20 protein-coding genes and 1 tRNA gene are annotated in these 19736 nt (G+C 61.7%); 4 read left to right on the top strand and 17 right to left on the bottom strand.

The features are described from left to right. Nucleotides 1-165 precede the first annotated feature (165 nt). The 14 genes from ACR0MM_RS17155 to ACR0MM_RS17090 all read right to left on the bottom strand — a co-directional run bounded on the left by ACR0MM_RS17155 (nucleotide 166) and on the right by ACR0MM_RS17090 (nucleotide 14268). Nucleotides 166-861: an RraA family protein gene (locus tag ACR0MM_RS17155; RefSeq protein WP_480697549.1), complete on the bottom strand. Its 696-nt coding sequence runs from the start codon at nucleotides 859-861 to the stop codon at nucleotides 166-168. Next, entirely contained in the window at nucleotides 858-1553 is a 696-nt protein-coding gene (locus ACR0MM_RS17150) for an alpha/beta fold hydrolase (protein WP_480697547.1), read from the bottom strand. Before ACR0MM_RS17150 ends, ACR0MM_RS17155 begins: the two co-directional genes overlap by 4 nt. After that, nucleotides 1550-2677, bottom strand: coding sequence for a cobalamin-independent methionine synthase II family protein (locus ACR0MM_RS17145; protein WP_480697545.1), 1128 nt, complete (start codon nucleotides 2675-2677; stop codon nucleotides 1550-1552). Before ACR0MM_RS17145 ends, ACR0MM_RS17150 begins: the two co-directional genes overlap by 4 nt. A gap of 17 nt (nucleotides 2678-2694) precedes the next feature. Further along, entirely contained in the window at nucleotides 2695-3663 is a 969-nt protein-coding gene (locus ACR0MM_RS17140; RefSeq protein ID WP_170366140.1) for a cupin domain-containing protein, read from the bottom strand. Nucleotides 3664-3842: 179 nt separating this feature from the next. Next, the gene (locus ACR0MM_RS17135) at nucleotides 3843-4832 is read right to left on the bottom strand and encodes a nuclear transport factor 2 family protein (protein ID WP_480697543.1); all 990 of its coding nucleotides are present in this window, start codon (nucleotides 4830-4832) and stop codon (nucleotides 3843-3845) included. After that, nucleotides 4829-5872 carry a LacI family DNA-binding transcriptional regulator gene (locus tag ACR0MM_RS17130; protein ID WP_170530366.1) on the bottom strand — a complete coding sequence of 348 codons (1044 nt, stop codon included), beginning with the start codon at nucleotides 5870-5872 and terminating at the stop codon, nucleotides 4829-4831. The genes ACR0MM_RS17135 and ACR0MM_RS17130 overlap by 4 nt, the downstream gene beginning before the upstream one ends. Continuing rightward, nucleotides 5872-6636 carry an SDR family NAD(P)-dependent oxidoreductase gene (locus ACR0MM_RS17125; protein WP_480697540.1) on the bottom strand — a complete coding sequence of 255 codons (765 nt, stop codon included), beginning with the start codon at nucleotides 6634-6636 and terminating at the stop codon, nucleotides 5872-5874. The genes ACR0MM_RS17130 and ACR0MM_RS17125 overlap by 1 nt, the downstream gene beginning before the upstream one ends. After that, a complete protein-coding gene (locus ACR0MM_RS17120) occupies nucleotides 6636-7688 on the bottom strand; it encodes an ester cyclase (protein WP_480697538.1) in 1053 nt (350 codons plus the stop codon). Before ACR0MM_RS17120 ends, ACR0MM_RS17125 begins: the two co-directional genes overlap by 1 nt. Then, entirely contained in the window at nucleotides 7685-9013 is a 1329-nt protein-coding gene (gene hisD, locus ACR0MM_RS17115; RefSeq protein ID WP_480697536.1) for a histidinol dehydrogenase, read from the bottom strand. The genes ACR0MM_RS17120 and hisD overlap by 4 nt, the downstream gene beginning before the upstream one ends. A gap of 11 nt (nucleotides 9014-9024) precedes the next feature. Then, nucleotides 9025-9555, bottom strand: a complete 531-nt coding sequence (locus tag ACR0MM_RS17110) for an ester cyclase (protein WP_480697533.1) — start codon at nucleotides 9553-9555, stop codon at nucleotides 9025-9027. A 130-nt stretch (nucleotides 9556-9685) separates the two neighbouring features. Next, nucleotides 9686-10840 (bottom strand): carbohydrate ABC transporter permease, encoded by a 1155-nt coding sequence (locus tag ACR0MM_RS17105; protein WP_170361381.1) that lies wholly within the window; start codon nucleotides 10838-10840, stop codon nucleotides 9686-9688. 1 nt (nucleotide 10841) lies between these two features. Continuing rightward, nucleotides 10842-11864 (bottom strand): carbohydrate ABC transporter permease, encoded by a 1023-nt coding sequence (locus tag ACR0MM_RS17100; protein ID WP_170366152.1) that lies wholly within the window; start codon nucleotides 11862-11864, stop codon nucleotides 10842-10844. A gap of 67 nt (nucleotides 11865-11931) precedes the next feature. Beyond that, nucleotides 11932-13143: an ABC transporter substrate-binding protein gene (locus ACR0MM_RS17095; protein ID WP_480697531.1), complete on the bottom strand. Its 1212-nt coding sequence runs from the start codon at nucleotides 13141-13143 to the stop codon at nucleotides 11932-11934. Between the two features lie 75 nt (nucleotides 13144-13218). Then, on the bottom strand, nucleotides 13219-14268 hold the full coding sequence (locus ACR0MM_RS17090; RefSeq protein WP_480697529.1) for an ABC transporter ATP-binding protein: 1050 nt from the start codon (nucleotides 14266-14268) through the stop codon (nucleotides 13219-13221). 165 nt (nucleotides 14269-14433) lie between these two features. Between ACR0MM_RS17090 and ACR0MM_RS17085 the strand changes: the two genes are divergently transcribed. Continuing rightward, entirely contained in the window at nucleotides 14434-15441 is a 1008-nt protein-coding gene (locus ACR0MM_RS17085; RefSeq protein ID WP_480697527.1) for a nuclear transport factor 2 family protein, read from the top strand. 35 nt (nucleotides 15442-15476) lie between these two features. On the opposite strand, the gene ACR0MM_RS17080 is transcribed toward ACR0MM_RS17085, so the two are convergent. Both ACR0MM_RS17080 and ACR0MM_RS17075 read right to left on the bottom strand, forming a co-directional pair. Beyond that, nucleotides 15477-15552 (bottom strand) — tRNA-Ala (locus ACR0MM_RS17080). 144 nt (nucleotides 15553-15696) lie between these two features. Further along, nucleotides 15697-16017, bottom strand: a complete 321-nt coding sequence (locus tag ACR0MM_RS17075) for a TIGR02300 family protein (protein ID WP_170342794.1) — start codon at nucleotides 16015-16017, stop codon at nucleotides 15697-15699. Between the two features lie 100 nt (nucleotides 16018-16117). On the opposite strand from ACR0MM_RS17075, the gene ACR0MM_RS17070 reads away from it, so the two are divergent. From ACR0MM_RS17070 to ACR0MM_RS17060, 3 genes are all read left to right on the top strand, one after another. Then, entirely contained in the window at nucleotides 16118-16813 is a 696-nt protein-coding gene (locus ACR0MM_RS17070; RefSeq protein ID WP_480697525.1) for a M48 family metallopeptidase, read from the top strand. A 30-nt stretch (nucleotides 16814-16843) separates the two neighbouring features. Then, nucleotides 16844-17491 carry a GntR family transcriptional regulator gene (locus ACR0MM_RS17065; protein ID WP_093965127.1) on the top strand — a complete coding sequence of 216 codons (648 nt, stop codon included), beginning with the start codon at nucleotides 16844-16846 and terminating at the stop codon, nucleotides 17489-17491. Nucleotides 17492-17603: 112 nt separating this feature from the next. Next, nucleotides 17604-18743 carry a lytic murein transglycosylase gene (locus ACR0MM_RS17060; protein ID WP_480697523.1) on the top strand — a complete coding sequence of 380 codons (1140 nt, stop codon included), beginning with the start codon at nucleotides 17604-17606 and terminating at the stop codon, nucleotides 18741-18743. Between the two features lie 4 nt (nucleotides 18744-18747). On the opposite strand, the gene ACR0MM_RS17055 is transcribed toward ACR0MM_RS17060, so the two are convergent. Beyond that, complete coding sequence (locus ACR0MM_RS17055) at nucleotides 18748-19710, bottom strand: acetyl-CoA carboxylase carboxyltransferase subunit alpha (RefSeq protein ID WP_093965129.1); 963 nt, start codon at nucleotides 19708-19710, stop codon at nucleotides 18748-18750. Nucleotides 19711-19736 lie beyond the last annotated feature (26 nt).

The following is a 19736-nucleotide window of genomic DNA, read 5'->3' as shown; positions in this document are numbered from 1 at the left end:
CCCAAGGGCGGCTTTGCTCGTTTTCCACCGCTCGTTCAGCACCAACCCAACAATCGCCGACAAAAAAAGAGAAGAAACGCGCAAAAAGCGCAATCGGATCTCCCAAGACGTAGGCTACGACCGACAAACGAACCACGTCAGCGATCGGTCAGACCGCGTACACTCTTAAACGCGCGCTTTTTCAAATGCGGCCCAAGCGACTTTAAATTTCTCGAAATTGAAGCCGGGTTCAGAAGCCGCGCTCAGAATTATTCGTTCGGTTTCAAAGAGTTTGAGAATGGCGTGTTCGAGCCGATCGATCAGATCGGCGGGCACGACAACAGCACCATGCCGGTCCGCATGGATGAGATCCGATGGATTGACCGTCAGGCCGAAGATCGAAACAGGCGTGTCGATTTCTCGGACGTGAACGAAACCATGGCTGGGCCCGATAGAGCCGGCGATGACCGGGAATCCTTGCTGCATGTCACCAAGGTCCCGCATGACCCCGTTGGTGAGTGCGCCGGCCATTCCGAACCCTTTGTGCACAGACGTATTGATTTCGCCCCAATAGGCGCCGATGCAAGAGGGGAAATCGACATCCTCAACCACTGCAACTGAGGGAGCCGGGGCCTCGGCCATGTATCTGTAATAGTCCATTCGCCGCTGCCTGATGACTTCCGGCGCTTCGGAGGGCGGTTGCACCGCAGCGATCTTGGCCGTACGGGCAAATCCGACGATTGCGCCCTCGGACGGGGCCGAGCAGAACATCGTACCACGCGTGAATTGGTTAAACCCGCGCTTGCCTTGTGCCATCTCGATGGCGTTGCAGACTGTGGGTGTGTCGACCTTGCGCAGCAAGGCAAGTAGGGACGGTGTCATGGAACCTCCAACCAACGGCGCAACGCCGCTGTGGTTTCCCGTGGTCGTTCGAGGGTGGGCAGGTGCCCCGCACCGATTACGACCTCCAGCGTGCTGTTTCCGAGAAGCTTGTGCATCAGTTCGTGCCGCTCCAACGGACATAGTCTGTCATCCTCGCCGCATAGAACGAGGCTTGGACCTTGATAAACGGACAAGGTGTCCGTTTGATCCGGGCGGCCCATGAGTGCGATGGACTGGCGAAGAAATACCTCGGGGCCCAGATCGGTTGCCATGGCCATGCAAAGGTCAAGAATTGCGCCCTGTCGAGGGCCATCGGCCAGATAGTTCGGCTTCAACTCGTCACGCATGACCTGCCGCAATCCACCTTGGCGCACGGCCTCCATCTGCGGACCTCGCCGGGTTTTGACCTCGTCTGTTTCGGCCAGCGGGTTCGTGTCCAGGAGGGCCAGCCGTTCAACACGTTCTGGCGCCTGGCGCAGGACCTCCATGGCAACGATCCCGCCCATGGAAAGCCCCGCAAGGGCAAATATCGGCGGTGCATGGCTCAGTACATCGGCGGCCATTGCCTCGACGCTGTCCTGGGCGCTCAGCGGGTGGGTCATCAGCGGCACCCGTCCGGACAGGGCTTCGATTTGCGGCCCGAACAGTCGGGCATCGCACATCATTCCGGGAAGAAGAACCAGGGGCGTCATGCCGATGCCAATCTGGCACCTTCGGCCAGGGAGGCCAGCTTGGCATAGGCGATGTCCGGGTCGACCGCACCGAAGCCGGCAAATGTACCAAACCCGCAGTCACTCCCGGCGATGACCCGATCCGGCCCGACGATGTTGGTGAACCGCTCGATGCGTTGCCGCACCAGCTCGGGGTGTTCGATGAAATTCGTTGTCGTGTCTACGACGCCGGGCACAAGGATCTTGTCGTCCGGGATTTCGCTCTTGCGATCCCGGAAGACGGTCCACTCATGGGCGTGGCGCGGGTTCGACGTTTCGAACAGAACATAGCGGGATTTGGTTGCCATCAGGGTCGTGAACACCTGATCCATCGCAATGTCGCAGCAATGCGGGCCTTCGTAGTTCCCCCAGCAGATATGCACCCGGACCCGATCCTGCGGGACATTCTGCAGCGCGTGGTTCAGGGCTTCGACATGCATCTCGGCGATCGCGATGAATTCGGCATCGGAAAGGTCAGCGAACAGCATGTGCCGGGAAAGGGCCAGATCGGGGCAGTCCAACTGAAGATCCAGTCCCGCTGCGACGATCGTTTCATATTCCTGCTTCATCGCATCCGCGAGCGCGGCCAAATAGGCTTCACGGCTGGGGTAGTGGGCGTTCTGCAGAAACAGAGAAATCACCCCGGGCGAGGCGGCGTTCATGAAGCCACGATCGACTCCGTGCTCAGCCATTGCCTGCTTGAGGTTGCGGATATCCTTGTTCAGTTCGTCTTGGCCTTTCGAGCGAACGTCGCCCGTGCATTGCGGCCGGGCGTATTGGGGTGTGCCCCCTTCGTTGGCAAGACGTTGCAAAAAACTGGGAAACATCTTCAAGTCCGCGGGGGCATTCCGTGGACTGTCCCCCGAGAAACCTGTGTAGCGGTCCTTTACGTATGTCGCGTACGAGATTTTTGAGGTCTCTCCGTCGCTGACGATGTCCACACCGGCCTCGACCTGACGCCGAACCGTTTCAGACACGGCCTTGGTCATGCAACTGTCGAACGCATCGGCGTCATAGGGCTCGTGCCGCTCGCGCGTAAAGATGAAGTCGACAACTTCCTGGGATCGGGGCAGAGACCCCACATGTGTGGTGAGTATCTTTGTCATGCGAGGTCCTTTCTTGATCAGTCGCCGGTCCAGGTTGCGCCAGCAGGATCGTCGGTCGCGGTTATGCGGTACAACCCGGCCGTACCGGTCATGGATGGAGTGATGGTATAGGCTTCGCCGGGCAGCACCAGCACCGTATCCCCGCCCGAAATCGTGGTTTCGACATCCTCGACGGTGACCCGCCAATGGCCGCTTGCCGGCATCAGCACGACGGGCTTGGCCGATTTGGTGGGGTCTTGAACACCAGAGCCACGGGTCAGGAAGTCGACCTCAAAGCCGGGCTTGTCCTTGATCAGACCGTTTTCACCGATCACCTTGGCGGGTTTGTCGGCCGCCAGCGCCATCAGGTCCCAATAGCGGGCCACGTATTTGCCGATCACGGCTTCGACCGGCACTTCGGGATAGGATTTCAGCTGCTCCTCGGTCAGCAGGGGCATGGGCCGGACGTTATGCGGGAGGTCCTGACCCTTCTTGCTGTCGTAGAGCACGCCGTTGTCACCCAGCATCAACCCATGCGCCCGGGCGTCTTCAATGACCTGAGGTGCCCACGTTACGCCGCCGCCGGCATCGTCACCGCCCAGAATGGACATGATCATCCCGTAGTCGTCGCCCACGTTCTCGAACCCGCGGAAAATGCCGGTAGGAATGTTGAAGATGTCACCTTCCTCGGCAATGAACTCGCCCGCCGTGCCATAGCGACCCCAGAAAAACCGCCAGCGGCCCTTGGCGACAAAAAAGACCTCGGCCGTCGTATGGCTGTGCAGCGAGTTGCGGCATTTGGGCGGCTGGCCGGCGGCCCCGATATTGAAGCCGATCTTGTCTGTTATGTGCACATGCTGATCCGGCGACTCTGAAACACCGCCGCCGATGATGGTAAAGTTCTCTTTCTGATCGCTGCCCGGCGTGTGGGCATCTATGAAGGCCGTCTTGCACGGCTTGAGTTCGCCATAGCGGACGATGCGTGATGCGATGGTTGATTGTGTCATGGTTCTGGTTCCGGATTTTGCGTTTGAGGGAATGGTCGGCGGGTGCTCGATCACGTTCCCGGAGGCCGCAAATTCAGGCGGCGCGCTCGAAGGCTTTGCCGGAATAGATGAAAGCGCCGGCTTGCACCGGTCTCGCGCAGGCCACAGGCCAGAACACGATATTCGACCGGAGCGAGCATTCAGACCTCTGTGCCCTGCAGAAGGATCTGCTTCCAGACCGAGGTTTCATCAAAAAGGGTGTATTCGCGGCGCAGCTTGGGCTGGCCATTGATCAGTTCACCGAATTCGGCATGGCTGATGCCCAGAACATAGACTTGCGCTCCGGTGGGGGCTCCGAACACCCCCCATCCGTCATGCTTGCCCCACAGGCTCCAGCGCAGTGCGGCACGGGGTGGCATGTTGGGATCGTCGCGGCCGATCTGGTGCTCGATGCGGAACTCGGCGTTGGGGAAGCTGGCCCGCAATCCCATCCAGAACCGGTCGACCGGGTCCCAACCGTGTCCGGTGACCCCGCCGACATATTCCGACTGAACCGCGCGGTCGTATTCAGCCCCGATCACGCCCATGTCGGCGTTCATGATCCGGGTCAGAATATCGGCATAGCGCTGGCCCCATTCACTGTCGTTGCCTCGACCCTTGTAAGGGCCGGGCCGGTCGATCTCGGGCGTCAGAGGTTTCACGCAGTTTTCCGGCCCGCCCTCGCGAGCGATAAGGTCGGCGGCGTATTCCTTTGGGTCCCAGCCCATCTGGCGCACGATGGCCCCCTGATCGCGGATCAGCCATTCATCGTTGATCTGATTGTCGATCGCATGGCAATCGGCCAGAATCCGGTACCGAAGCTTGGTTCCGGTTGGTTTGCCATAGACACCTTCGGCAAGGTGCGTGGCGGTCGAGATAATGCGGTGGGAACTCAGCATCCCCTCTTCGGGCGTGCCCGACCAGATCACGTCTTCGCCCAGAAGCTCCCGATCGGGAAATTCGGCCAGGGTCGCCATAGTCGCGCCGATGACGTTTTGATTGCCCAGCACGACCGAACCCGGTGAACGGACAACGATGTCATCGCTGTAATATTCATGCAGCGTGGCGATCCCGCGATCTTCCCAGATTTCCTTGGTGATGCCGATGATATAGTCGGGAAAATCCCGGAAATTGGGGTCAAATCCCTTCATGTGTTCGTCCTTTTCGGGTTCCATCCCTTGGGCAACCGGGCCGAGGTTCGTACGATCAGCGGTCCGTCAATTGCCACCTTGCGGGGTTCAGAAGTCTTGGGTTCTTCGATGTGATCAAGCAGCGCGGCAACCGTTTCCGCGACCATCAGGTTCGCCCGCTGCCGGATCGTCGTCAGATTGTATGCGGGCCATCCGGCAGGGGGCACATCGTCATACCCCACGACCGAGACGTCTTCGGGGATGCGCAGGCCCAGCTCAAAGCGCAGAACATCCATCACCGCCAAAGCCATATGATCGTTGGCGACGAAAACCGCGTCAGGTCGGCGCTCCGGTGCCACGTCGAACATGGTTCGGGCCGCCGCACGGGCATTTTCGGTGTGAAACTCGCCGATCCCATGTGCAAAAAGATCGCTCCCGGCGTCGCGCAGTGCGGCAAGGAAACCAGCCTCGCGGTCGCGCTGGGTCGAGGCACCCTGCCAGCCCGCGATATAGGCGATGCGTTGGTGCCCGCCCGCCAGCAGGAACTCGGCCACCTTGCGGCCGCCGGCATAGTTGTCCGAGGTCACGGTGGTGATACCCTCAAGATCCTGGCTGCGGTTGAACAGCACCACCGGAACGCCGGCCTGCTGGCAGCGGGTGGCGATATCCGACGACATCGGCACCGAGGCCAGAATGACCCCGTCCACCTGATAATCTAAGATTTCCTCCATCACGTCGTCGATGTTTCCGGCCGAGCGCGAAGCCATGAAGATCAGCACGTGATAGCCATGCTCCTGCAGGCGGTTGGACAGTTTCTCCAACGCTTCGGGATAAAAGTAGTTGTCCAGGTAGCCGACCACCAGGCCGATGATCCGGCTTTTGCCCGACACCATCGCCCGCGCCAGCACGTTGGGACGATAGCCCAGCTTGGCCGCCGCCTTGCGCACCTTTTCCTCGGTCTTCTTGCTGACCGAAGCGCCGGGCGTGAACACCCGGCTGACCGCCGACTGGCTGACGCCGGCCAGTTGCGCAACTTGCAGTGATGTGACCTTGTCCGCCATCAGTCCGCCGTCCATCCGCCGTCGATCAGCATCGACGTGCCGGTGACCAGACCCGAGGCGTCGGAGGCAAGATAGAGAACCGCGCCCATGATATCCTCGACCTCGCCCACGCGGTTCAGCTTGATCTTGTCCATGATCCAGGCCGCGCGTTCGGGGTTGTCGAAGGTCGATTGCGTCAGCGGGGTTCGGATGAAGGTCGGGCAGACCGTGTTGATGCGGATGCCCTGCTTGCCCCATTCGATCGCCATCGCCTTGACCATACCTTCCAGCCCGTGCTTGGTCGCACAGTACAGCGCCCGGTCGATGCCGCCGACATGGCCCATCTGGCTGGAGATATGGATGATCGAACCGGGCCGCCCGGCCGCCATCAGCGCCTTGGCCGCGTAGGCCGACAGGAAATATGCCGAGCGTAGGTTGACACTCGTGACCGCGTCGAAATCCTCGGGCGTGGTGTCGACCGCCGGCCCGTGCCGCGCGGTCCCGGCCGAGTTCACCACCACGTCAAAGGCCCGCTCGTCGAACAGCGCCTGCAACGCGGTCAGGTCGCCCTGATCCAGCACCCGCCCCTCGGCCGACCAGCCCTGCGCCTGCAGGGCGGACACCGCTTCGTTCAGCCGCTCGGCCCCGCGCGCAGCGCAGACCACATGCGCCCCGGCTTCGGCCAGAGCGGCAGCGCAACCCAATCCGATGCCGGAAGATGCGCCGGTGACCAACGCGGTCTTGCCGCTCAGCGAGAACGAAGGGGTGCGGGGCAGTTGGGTCATCAGCTCATTCCATCCGGGGTTTCAATGCGGCCCAGGTTCCGGGCCTTGTTGAATTCCCGCAGGCGGGCAAAGACGTCAACGCCAAGCTGCGCATAGGCGTCCAGAAGATCGACCAAAACCCAGTTTTCGCGGATCCGTCCGTTCTCCAGCCGCCAGAAATCGAGGCTGCGCATGGTGATCCGCTTGCCCGAGGGCGCAATGCCCATCCACCCGTCATGGGTGACGGTCTGGATCATGTTGGGCCAGCCGGTCACTGCCGCGTAATCGCCATCGCCGAAGAAATGATAGGTGATGTCATCGACATATTGCCCGCGATCCGGCATTCCGTTCAGGAACGGGATCTGGTGCCAGTTACGGAACCCGGCATAGCCGCGCCCGGTGCCGATGCCCGAAGGCCCGTACCAGTTCATGCGCGGATGCCAGAACCGCTCCATCTCCATCACCTCGGGCCCGCCCTGCGAAGGGTGCTTCTTCAGATGTTCCAGCATGTCGATGATGTGCTGGCAGGTGGCGCGGCCCTTGTCGGCGTCATAGGGCCCCGGCACCAGACCGTCCTGCGTGGCCGGGCCGGGCACATGCCATTCGCGGCCCAGGCTGGGCGCCATCGGCCAGGCACGGGCCTGCATCATCACCTCGGGGATGTCCCACAGGGCCTGCATTTCAACGATCCGGCCGTTTTCGAACCGGTAGAACTCGTGAAACCGCATGGTGACCTGATGACCGGTCGGCGGGATGTCCAGCCACGGACCGGTGAAGGTGCCGGTGTAGTAGCCGCCGCAGCCAACCCAGTCGGCGCCGAACTCGTCCGGCCCGGCCATCACGATATAGTCGCGCCGCTCGAGGTCCGGCCAGGCATCCAGCAGGCCCTTGTAGGCCAGATCGTAGAACGCCTCGCTGCCGGTGCTGTCACCGAAGGGGTGGCAAAGGCGGAACAGGGCGTCGGGCGCGGTCACCTGCGCGAGTGCTTCCCGCACGCCGGATTCGTCGAAATCATACATCGCCGCCCGAAGCGGCGCGATCAGCGCCTTGTGCTGCGTATGCCTGTCACTCATTCGGCGGCATCCCGGTATGGGGCCGGTGCGCCATAGGGCACGTTGATGCCGCCATAGCGGCGCACCCGCACGTTGCATTGTTCAGCATGCCCCACGAACCCTTCCAGCAGACACAGGCGCGAGCCGTACTCGCCGATCAGAGTTGCCGCCTCGTCGGTCAGGATCTTCTGATAGCTGTGGGTCTTCAGGAATTTGCCCACCCACAAACCGCCGGTGTAACGCCCAGCCTTCTTGGTGGGCAGCGTGTGGTTGGTGCCGATCACCTTGTCGCCGTTCGATACGTTGGTGCGCGGCCCCAGGAACAGCGCGCCATAGCAGGTCATGTTGTCCAGGAACCAGTCATCGCGGTCGGTCATGACCTGAACATGCTCCGAGGCGATCTCGTCGGCGACCTGCAGCATCTCGTCATAGCTGTCGCACAGGATCACCTCGCCATAATCCTGCCAGCTGACCCGCGCGGTGTCGGCCGTCGGCAGGATGCCCAGCAGGCGGTCGATCTCGGACAGGGTCTCCTCGGCCAGCTTGCGCGAATTGGTGACCAGAACCGCGGGCGAGTTGTAGCCGTGTTCGGCCTGCCCCAGCAGGTCGGTGGCGCAGATCTCGGCGTCGACGGTTTCGTCGGCGATCACCATGGTCTCGGTCGGGCCGGCGAACAGATCGATGCCGACACGGCCGAACAGCTGGCGCTTGGCCTCGGCCACGAAGGCGTTGCCGGGTCCGACCAGCATGTGCACCGGGTCGATCGTTTCGGTCCCCAGCGCCATCGCGCCGATGGCCTGGATGCCGCCCATGACATAGATCTCGTGCGCGCCACCCAGATGCATGGCGGCGATCACCGCCGGGTTCGGCTTGCCCTGAAACGGAGGTGTGCAGGCGATGATGCGCGGCACACCCGCAACGCTGGCCGTGGCCACGGACATATGGGCCGAGGCCACCATCGGAAACTTGCCGCCGGGCACATAGCAGCCCACCGACTGCACGGGGATGTTCTTGTGGCCCAGGATCACGCCCGGCAGGGTCTCGACCTCGATATCGGTCATCGAGGCGCGTTGCGCGCGGGCAAAGTTCATCACCTGCTCCTGCGCAAACTTGATATCGGCCAGTTCGCGGTCTGACAGCTGAGCGATCAGGCCGTCGATCTCGTCCTGCGACAGGCGGAACGAGGCGGGCGAATAGTTGTCGAACTTCTCGCTCAGCTCGCGCACCGCGGCATCGCCACGGGTTTCGATATCCTTCAGGGTCGCCTCGACCACGGCGCGGGTCTTGGCGTCATCCTCGGCCCGGTCTGCGTCGGACTTGCCGCGTTTGAGATACTCGATTGCCATTGTCTTGATCCTCAGTTGTCGGGGCGGGGCGGAGTTTTCTCGCCCCGGTCATATGCTTCCCAGCCGTGGCCCTGGAACAGGTCGACGCCCAGCTGCGCGGCGACATGGGCGAAATCCACGTTCACCCAGTTGTCGACGATCTTGCCGTCGACCACTTTCCAGAAATCCATGTAGCGGATCTCGACCCGCTTGCCGGTGGGCGGGATGCCCAGAAATTCGCCCGAATGGGTCGCCTCCTGCCGGCCAAAGGCCGCGGCCCATTCTCCCATGTAAAGCCGCGCCTCGTCGATGCAGACCTTGTCGGAAAACGCGGCCTGGAAGGGGTGCTGCCAGTTGTCCTGAAACTCTTGCAGACCGTTCTTCGTGCCGCAGCCTTGGTTGCCCATCCAGCGGAACCCTTCGGCGAAGAACTCGCCGATGTCGTTGATGCGGTGGTCATTCAGGCCGTCGACCATGGATTCGATCACGCGGCGCGTGTCTTCGGTCTTGGTCAGGTCAGTGTCGCGGGTCAGAACCGCTTGTTCAGGTCGGGAACCTTTCATCGTCTTGTCCTTGTCAGGTTGTCAGGGATTGGGGATCGGGGGGACATGCCCCCAAATCCGGGAAAATCCCTAGGCAACCTGTTCAGCGCCGGATGGCGCGTCAGGGCGTTATGGCGGAACCGGCGGCTCATCAGCCTTTGACCGCGCCGGCGGTCAGGCCGCTGACGATCTGGCGCTGGAAGATCATGACCAGGAAGAACAGCGGCGCGGTGATCGACACGGCGGCGGCCACGGCGACGACCTGGTCGGTAGTGGTGGTTTCGCGGTTGAACATGCCGGCGATGGCCGGAACCATGGTCTGGTTCTGCGCGTCCAGCAGCAGCGAGGTCACCAGAAAGTCGTTGTAGGCCAGCAGGAAGCTGAACAGACCGGTGGTGATGACGCCCGGCCACATCACGGGCATGATCACCCGACGGAAGGCCTGGAAGTGGTTGCAGCCATCCACGCGCGCGGCTTCGTCCAGCTCGGCCGGGATGTTTTGGAAGAACGACCGCAGCATCCAGATGGTAAAGGGCTGGTTGATCGCCACCAGAACCGCGATCACGGCAAAGGGCTTGCCGTACAGCGTGGGCGCGTTTTCCCCCAGGATCGGGCGCAGCCATTCGGCCGAGTTGATGAAGACGGGCAGATAGCCCGCCACCAGAACCGAGTGCGGCAGCGCGCGAAACACCAACGCGACAATCAGGATCCAGAACGCTAGCGTCGAGCCCGACCGCGCCAGCCCATAACCCGCCAGCGTGCCCACGGTCAGCGACACGGTCACGACGCCCGCGGTAACGATCAGCGAGTTCTTGAAGTTGTTGGAAAAGCCGCGGTCGATCCAGACGGTCTTGTAGTGCTCGGTCGTCAGACCAACCACGTCCCGCCCCAGCGGGCCGAACAGTGGGTTCAACACGTTCAGAACGGCCGGCAAGATCACGAAAAACACCAACAGAAAACCCATCACCAAGGCCAAACCGCCGATGATCCAGCCGAACCAGGCCTGACCCGGCTTGGTGTAGGTCCTGACCATCGAGGGCAGTGTCTTGGTCGTCGCAATCACCGCGACCCAGATGGTGACGATGCCGAGGATGATGTCGAGGATGGAAAGGCCTTCCCCGGTCGCAAGAGTCGCTGGACCGAAGATCACGTTCAGCGCGTTGCTGTCGAATGCGTCCACGGGTGATTTGAAGCTCATCACCGCGATCCAGAAGATCGGGAAGGCCGCCACGAGGCACCAGAACGCCAGAAACAGGTTCGACGACAGGCGCAGGCCGAGCGGTTGGCGAAGGGCGCGCGAGGACATATCAGTGACCTCCTTTGTGGTCGCGCCATGTCCGGCGCAGCGGTGCGATGAGAAGGATGACAATGCCGACCATGGTCAGCATGGCGCTGGCCGAAGCCCGACTGATCGAACGGTTGCCCGCCTGATCCGGCACGAGGAAGTCGTAGGTCAGCCATTGCAGCGAGATGACGTAGCCCTGGCTTGAGAAGCCGACGATTTCTTCGAACACCCGGTAGGAGTCCATCAGATGGATCATCGACACGAAGATAATCAGCGGCATCAGGTGCGGGATGACGATGTATTTCAGGCGCTGCCAGCGGCTTGCGCCGTCGATCACCGCGCTTTCAAGGCTGTCCTGGTTCACGGTCTGAAGACCGGCGTAAAACACGATCGCGGCAAAGGGTGCGACGTGCCAGACGCGGTACAGCATCATCAGCAACTCGATCGTCCAGGCCTGCGCGAACAGCGCGATGTCGCGGTTCAGCCACCATTCCAGCAGGGCCGTGAGGATACCGTCGCCGCGAAACAGCCAGTTGATCGAAAGGGCCCCGATGACCGGCGTGATGATGAAGGGCAGGAGCGACACAAAGATCACCGGACCACGTATTGCCGATGCAGCATTGTTGATCACGATGGCGATCAGCAGCCCGGTACCGATCACCAAGGGCAAAGTGATCAAGGTGAAGGTCAACGTAAAGCGCAGCGCCTTCCAGAAATTGATCGTGGACAGCACGCTCCAGCTGCCTTCGCTGATCGCGCGCCAGGCGCGTTCGGGCTCCAGCACGTTGCGATAGCTTTCCAGCCCGACAAACTGGGTCTGCGTGATGATCTCGCCCTCTTCGTCCAGCCTCGGAATGGACTTTTCCTCGGTCACGCAGGTCTGGGTCAGGAAGCCCGGCGTGCAGGTCTCGACCTCGACCGTCTCATAGATGGGCTGGGTGACGTAGAAACTCTGCTTGAACACACTGACCAGCGGGAAAGCGATAAAGAGAAGCATCATAAAGACAGAGGGGCCGACAAAGGCGGCAAATGTCCGGAAATTCATGGCTCTGCCTTTCTCATGGTTCTCGTTGGATTGGGTGCGGGAGGGTCGAGGCCCTCCCGCGGCAGGATCAGTTGTTGACCAGTCCGGCCTCTTTCGCGGCGGTCAGATAGTCCGCCTCGATGTCTGCCAGCGTGGTCTGTGCGTCCTTGGCGCCGGTCAGATAATCGGCCAGGCCATTGCCAAGCGCGGTGTGCATGATCCCCATCGGGCCAGATGCGGGATAGGCTTTGGCGCCGGCTTCTGCCGAAGCGGCTGCACCTGCGGCCAGATCACCGGGCTTGTAGGCCGGGTTCAGCCAGACGGCGGCGTTGTTGTTGGCCTCGACCATTTCTGCATCCATGCCTTCCAGCGCCACGCGGAACGCGGCATCGGCTTCCTCGTCACTCATGTTCGAGGCAAGAACGATGCCGTCCCACCAGATCGTGGTTGCCGGAGCGGCCGAGCCCATCGGAGCGGCCGCCATGACGACCTTGCCGACGACCTGGCTTTCGGCCTCATCGTTCATTGCGGCAGCGCGGCTGGCCCACAGGTTGGCCATGGCGATCTTGCCCTGTTGGAACTGCTGCTGAACGTATGTCGAATCCGACACCAGATACTCGGGGTCCATGTATTCGGTCATGGCCTTGAGCGTCTCCAGAGCCTTCACGCCCTGATCGTTGTTGATCGCAGGCATGTTGCCGTCAGCAAAGAACTCACCGCCTTCGCCCAGGTACATGTTCACGAATTCCTGACCCAGGTTCCAGCCGGTCTTGAAGGTGCCGCCGATGGGGTAATCCATGACGCCGGCTTCTTTGATCTTGGCTGCAGCGGCCAGAACATCATCATAGGTCTTGGGCTCGTCGATCCCCAGATTGGCCAGAACGTCGCTGCGGTACATCAGGTGCTGGGCGTTCACCATCATCGCGATCGCCATGGTTTGGCCGTCCACCTTGATCAGCTGGTTCGGCAGCAGGTCCTGGCCATATTTCGCGACCAGATCATCCAGCGGGCGAATGGTGCCTGCGTTCAGCAACGGCACCAGCGTTGCGTTCGACACGCCGCCGATCTGGTACAGAGCCGGATCCGCCGCGAAGGCTTCGGGCTGCTTCTCGCGGAACTCCTGGTCCAGCGATGCGCCGAAATTGCCGCACTCGGCCATCGCGTCGGTGACGGCCTTCCAGGCTTCGAACCCGGCGGACAGTGATTTGAGCGGAACGGTGTTCTCGAACGAACACGCCGCCCATGCAGTGCTGGTCACCATGGTCATGGCGCCTGCCATCAGAATTGTCTTGAGTTTCATGCGTTTCTCCCTGTCAGGATCGGTCCGTCGTCGACGTCCGGACCGTTGGTTGGCCCTTTCGGGCTTTGGTTGGGGTCAGCCCCCGATCCGCGCACCGCTCTCTGCTTCGAACAGGTGACAGATTTCTTTCGGCACCGAGAACGAGACCATCTCGCCTATTTCGGCGCGGAATGCCTTGTCGGCTTTGACCGAGACCAGTGCACCGCCGACCCTGACCGATATCATGGTCGCGTCACCCAGCAGCTCGAGCGTGTAGATCGGTGCAGTGATCTGGCCCTGACCTTCGGCCAATGTCGCATCCTCGGCGCGGAACCCCAAGGTCAGCGGGCCATCAGCAACGTCCAGTCCCGGGATTTCGACACCCTTGGTCCAAAAAACGCCGCCCTCGACCTGACCATCCATCAGGTTCATGGCGGGCGAGCCGATGAAGCTGGCGACGAAAGTGTTGGCCGGGCGGTCGTAGATCTCGGTCGGGCTGCCGACCTGTTGCACGATTCCCTTTTTCATCACCACAACGCGGTCGGCCAGCGTCATGGCCTCGATCTGGTCATGGGTGACATAGATCGTGGTGACGGCCAGTTCGTGGCTGAGATTCTTGATCTGCGCGCGGGTGGATACACGCAGCTTGGCGTCCAGGTTGGACAGCGGCTCATCCATCAGGAACACGTTCGGTTCGCGCACGATCGCGCGGGCCAAGGCGACCCGCTGGCGCTGACCGCCCGACAGTTCAGCGGGCTTGCGATGGAGAAAATCGTCCAGCTCGACCATGGCGCTGGCGCGGCGCACCTTTTCGTCATGGGTTGCGGGGTCGATCCCGCGGACCTTCAGCGGGAAGCGGATATTTTCATAGACGTTCATGTTGGGGTAGAGGGCGTAGCTCTGGAACACCATCGCCACGTCGCGGTCCTTAGGCTCAAGATCGTTGACCACCTTGCCATCGATCAGGATGTCGCCCTCGGTCACGTCCTCAAGCCCCGCGATCATGCGCATTGTCGTGGTCTTGCCGCAGCCGGACGGGCCAAGCAGAACCAGAAACTCGCGATCGGCAATCGTCAGATCGAAGTTGTGAACCCCAACAAACGATCCCCATCGCTTGCCGACATTGCGCAGTTGAATTTCCGCCATGAAGCCCCCCGGGAAGGAATCGTTTTGCATACGTTTGCAAAAGGGTATTCTTGGTTTGCCAATTCTGGCAAGACATTTTTGCATACGTATGCAAATATGCCGGAGATCAGTGATTCACCCCCAGGCAACAACAGGCGCAAGATGCTGCAAAACAATGAAAAACAGATGAGCTTTCAAAAAGAGAAAGATCTGGTGAAGGCGTTCTATGAGGGCCTGCAGTTGGCCACCAACGACAAGCTGTCAGATGTCATGGGGCGATTCTGTGCGCCGAATCTGCTGTGGCGCGGCTTTCATCCGTTCGGTCAGATTTCGGGGGTCCACGACGTAGCGGAAAACTTCTGGGCCCCTCTTCGAACCAGCCTCAAACGCATGCAGCGGCGTCAGGACATATTTTTTGCGGGGTGCAACTCGCTGACCGACGAGCGCGAGGTCTGGGTGGTTTCCATGGGCCATCTGATGGGTCTGTTCGACCATTCCTGGTTGGGCATTCGACCGACAGGCAAAATGGCATTCCTGCGCTATTGCGAGTTCAACAAGGTGCAAGACGGCAAGATCGTCGAGACCGCGATGTATTTCGATATCCCGCATCTGATGGTGCAGGCTGGTCAGAACCCGTTTCCGCCCCAAACCGCAGCCCATCTTGTACAGCCCGGGCCCCTGACACACGACGGTATCCTGGGCACGGATCAACCCGCCGAAGAAGGAGAGCAGACTCTGGCGCTGATCAACGCCATGATTTCTGACCTGGGCCAGTGGAAAAGTGGCCTGACCCTGAGCGAAGAGCTGCGCCGTACCTGGCATGACGACATGATCTGGTGGGGGCCCGAGGGAATTGGCGCCACCTACACGATTGATCGGTATGGCAAGCAACATGCCGGTCCTTTCCGCGCGGCATTCGCCGAGCGGTCAAAGACCAAACATGTCTGCCGGCTGGCCGAAGGTCACTACGGCGGGTTTTTCGGCTGGCCGAACTTCACGGCTGTTCCGACCGGAGGGTTCATGGGCATGCCCGCGACCCAAACGCCCGGTGAGTTTCGGGTGATCGACATCTATCGCCGCGAAGGCGACAAGCTGGCCGAGAACTGGATCTTCATCGACCTTCTGCATTTCTGGAAACAGCAGGGCGTGGACATACTGGAAAGAACCACGGGCATCGGATCGGCGCAGGTGTAGCCCGAGTGGCGGAATGGATGCCATGGGAGGGGATTTGGTGGAGCCTAGGGGAGTCGAACCCCTGACCTCTTGCATGCCATGCAAGCGCTCTCCCAACTGAGCTAAGGCCCCTTTCCGGTACCGCCTGTGCGGTGGACGGACGTTTATGAAACGACGTGCGCGAGTGCAAGACCAAAAAATCGGATTCGGTGAAAAAAGATGCGCGGCGCACGGGGCGCATCGGGGCGCGGGGCAGCCTGCGCCGCCCCGGCCGGATCACGAGTCTTCGTCTTCCGACGCGACGTCGGTGATGTCGTCCAACGAGACGTTGTCCTCGTCGTCGTCCTCAAGCAGATCGTCGTCCAGATCGACATCGACTGCGTCATCATCGTCCAGCAGTTCGTCATCGGACGAGGCTTCGCGCGCCTTGACCGACGCTGCATCTTCGGCGTCGGCTGCGATCATCCGGCTTTTGCCGGTTTCCAATTCCACGATCTCGCCGGTATAGGGGCTGATGATCGGGTCCTTGTTCAGGTCATAAAACCGCTTGCCAGTGGTCGGACAAACGCGCTTTACGCCCCATTCTTCCTTGGGCATGTCAATTCCCCTTGATATCAGGTGAGTCGTATCAACGATTCAGGTCACCTGCCACATGCGGCGGGTACTGTCAAAGCCTTTGCGCCAAGGAGATCGCACCATGGGGCGACATTCATTGCCCGGACAGCCTCCCGTTGCGCTGACCTTGCGCAAATCGGCGCGGGCACGCCGCATAAGCTTGCGGATTTCCCAGTTGGACGGCCGGGTTACGTTGACTTATCCGCAGGGTGTGTCCGAATCCGAGGCGATCGGCTTTGCGCGCTCAAAGGAGGACTGGATCCGCCAGCATCTGGGCGCGCGGCCCGTTCCGGCGTCGGTCGGCTTCGGGGAAACCCTGCCGGTCGAAGGTGTGCCAAGGCGAATCGTGCCGGCGGAGGGGCGCCGGGTCAGTTTGCACGCCGATCAGGTTGCGGTGCCCGAAGGGGCCGAAGCGCGGCGCCTCGCCCGCTTTTTGAAAGAGCTGGCGCGTGATCGCTTGACCGAAGCCTGCGACGACTATGCGGCCATGCTGGGGCGGGGCTACTCCAGTCTGACGATGCGCGATACACGGTCGCGGTGGGGGTCGTGCAATGCAGCGGGAGGGTTGATGTTTTCGTGGCGGCTGATTCTGGCGCCCCCCGAAATCCTGCACTATGTCGCGGCTCATGAGGTCGCGCATCTGGCCGAGATGAACCATTCGGCGGCGTTCTGGGCGCAGGTCGAGCGGCTTTTTGGGCCGTACAAAGCGGCCCGGCACTGGCTGCGCGACAATGGAGCCGAACTGCACCGTTACAGGTTCGATGCGCCCCCCGGTTGACGTTACTGGGATTTGTGATCACATGAGGGGATGTTGACAACCCGCAGCTCCGACTCCCAGATCGCGACCCATGATCAGGTATACCGCGCCCTGCGGTCTCGAATCATGCATGGAGAAATCCCGCCCGGTCAAGCGCTGACGCTGCGCGGAATAGGCAAGGAGTTCGGCGTGTCCATGACGCCGGCGCGCGAAGCCGTTCGCCGTCTGGCCGCCGAAGGGGCGCTGTTTCTGTCGAACTCGGGTCGGGTTTCCACGCCCGAACTCAGCAACGACCGGATCGAAGAATTGGCCGCGCTGCGGGCCCTGCTGGAGGTCGAGCTGGCCAGCCGTGCGCTGCCTCGGGCGCATATGGCTCTGATCGACCGGTTGCAGAGCATCAACATGACCGTGGCCGAAATGGTGACCAAGCGCGATGCGGTCGGCTACATCCGAACGAACCTCGAGTTTCACCGCACGCTTTATCTGCGGGCGCAGGCTCCGGCCATGCTTGCGATGGCCGAAACCGTCTGGCTGCAGCTTGGTCCGACCATGCGGGCTCTTTATGGCCGCCTGCGACGGACCGAGCCGCCACATTACCACAAGCTGATCATCGCCGCTCTGAAGGCGGGGGACGAACCGGGTTTGCGGTTGGCGGTGCGATCGGATGTAACCCAGGGTCTGCGCCTGCTGGTCAGCTGAGCGGGCCTTTGCTCAAAGTGCGAAATCCAAACGGGCGGCGGTTGCGAAGCTAGCCTCAAGGCATTTGCTGCGCTACGCTGCTGCCAACAACAAACAAGAGCAGATTTCAGCCATGATCAATCGACGGACATTCTCACTGGGCCTCGGTGCAGGTTTCCTGAGCGCCTGCGCGGGCGGGTCCGCGCCAACCGGAACAACCGCGTCGCGAATGCGGGCAGTGCCCAATGCCGGCTGGGATTCCTGGGTTGCAAGTTTCAAGGCGCGCGCGGCGGGGCAGGGTATTTCGCAAGCGACGATCGACCGGGCGTTTCAGGGGGCCGGTTACCTGCCAGATGTGATCGAACGCGACCGCAACCAGGTCGAGTTCAAGCGCTCGCTCGAAGACTATCTGGCCATCGCCGCGTCAGACGAGCGGATCAGTACCGGCAAGCAGATGCTGCAACGCCACAACGCGACCCTCACGCAGGTCGAGTCGCGCTATGGCGTGGACAAAGAGGTCGTGGTGGCGGTCTGGGGGCTGGAAAGCCGCTATGGGCAGCGGCGGGGAGATGTGCCCGTGATTTCGGCCCTTTCCACGCTGGCCTATGACGGGCGTCGCGGGGCGTTCTTTGAAAGCCAGCTGATTGCGGCGTTGAAGATCCTTCAGAACGGTGACACCTCCCCGGCGAACATGACCGGCAGCTGGGCCGGTGCCATGGGGCATACGCAATTCATCCCGACCTCGTATCTGGCCTACGCCGTGGATTTCACCGGAGACGGCCGACGCGACATCTGGTCCGACGATCCGACGGACTCGCTGGCTTCGACGGCTGCCTACCTGTCGCGGGCGGGTTGGGTGCGGGGCCAGCCTTGGGGGGGTGAGGTCGGATCTGCGGCGGCAAATTCGGGCACACCGGTTGCAATCCTGCAGCCGCAGAAACCCGGGCCGCGCATAGCGGTGTTCCGCAATTTCCAGGTGATCAAACGCTACAACAACTCGGACAGCTACGCGATCGGGGTCGGGCACCTGTCGGATCGGATCGCCGGTGGCGCACCCTTTCTGGCGTCTTTCGGGCCCGACGAAACCGGCCTGACGCTGGAAGATCGCAAAGAGTTGCAGCGTCGTCTGACTGCTGCCGGGTATGACACGCAAGGCGCTGATGGGGTGATTGGCAAGAATACCACCGCGGCCATAACCGCGTATCAGCAAGCCAAGGGCATGCCCGTTACGGGCGTGCCCTCGGTCAGTTTGTTGCGCTCATTGGGGGGCTGACGGATCAGGCCGCCAGTCCCTTGGACCCCAGGTCCAGGAATTTCTGACGCCGGTCCTTGATCAGCGCGGCGGCATCCTTGCCGTTCAGATCCTTCAGCATCTTGGCGATCGCCCTGCCCACGGATTCGATCGTGGCCGGGCGGTCGCGATGCGCGCCACCTTTGGGTTCGGGGATGATCAGGTCGCAGACGCCCAACTTTTGAAGGTCCTGCGCGGTCAGGCGCAGCGCCTCGGCGGCCTCGCGCATTTTTTCGGCATCTTTCCACAGGATCGACGCGCAGCCCTCGGGCGAAATCACCGAATAGATCGAGTGCTCCAGCATCGCCACCCGGTTGGCCGTGGCAAAGGCCACCGCGCCGCCCGAGCCGCCTTCGCCGATGATGACAGACACCAGCGGCACACCGATTTTCAGACACATCTCGGTTGAACGGGCGATCGCTTCGGATTGCCCGCGTTCTTCCGCGCCCTTGCCCGGATACGCGCCGGCAGTATCCACCAAGGTGATCACCGGCAGACCAAACCGACCAGCCATTTCCATAAGGCGCACGGCTTTGCGATAGCCTTCGGGGCGGGCCATGCCGAAGTTGCGCTCGATCCGCGATTTGGTGTCCGAGCCTTTTTCATGGCCGATCACCATCACCGGCTGGTCGTTGAACCGTGCCAGGCCGCCGATGACCGCCAGATCGTCGGCAAAATTGCGGTCGCCAGCCAGCGGGGTGAATTCGGTGAACAGGGCCTCGACATAATCCTTGCAGTGCGGACGTTGGGGATGGCGGGCCACCTGGCATTTCCGCCAGGGCGTCAGGTCCTTGTACAACTCGTCCAGCAGCTTGGCCGCCTTGGCGTCCAGCGCGGCGGCTTCGTCCGCTACGTCCATCTCTTCGTTGGCGCGGGCCAGGGCGCGCAGCTCTTCGGCTTTGCCTTCAATCTCGGCCAGCGGTTTTTCGAAATCCAGATACTGGGTCATGACGCCTCTCAACGCGAAAGTTCTCC

The sequence above is a fragment of the Ruegeria sp. BC6 genome, from assembly GCF_056539185.1.
This window is presented reverse-complemented; position numbering and strand designations above follow the sequence as displayed.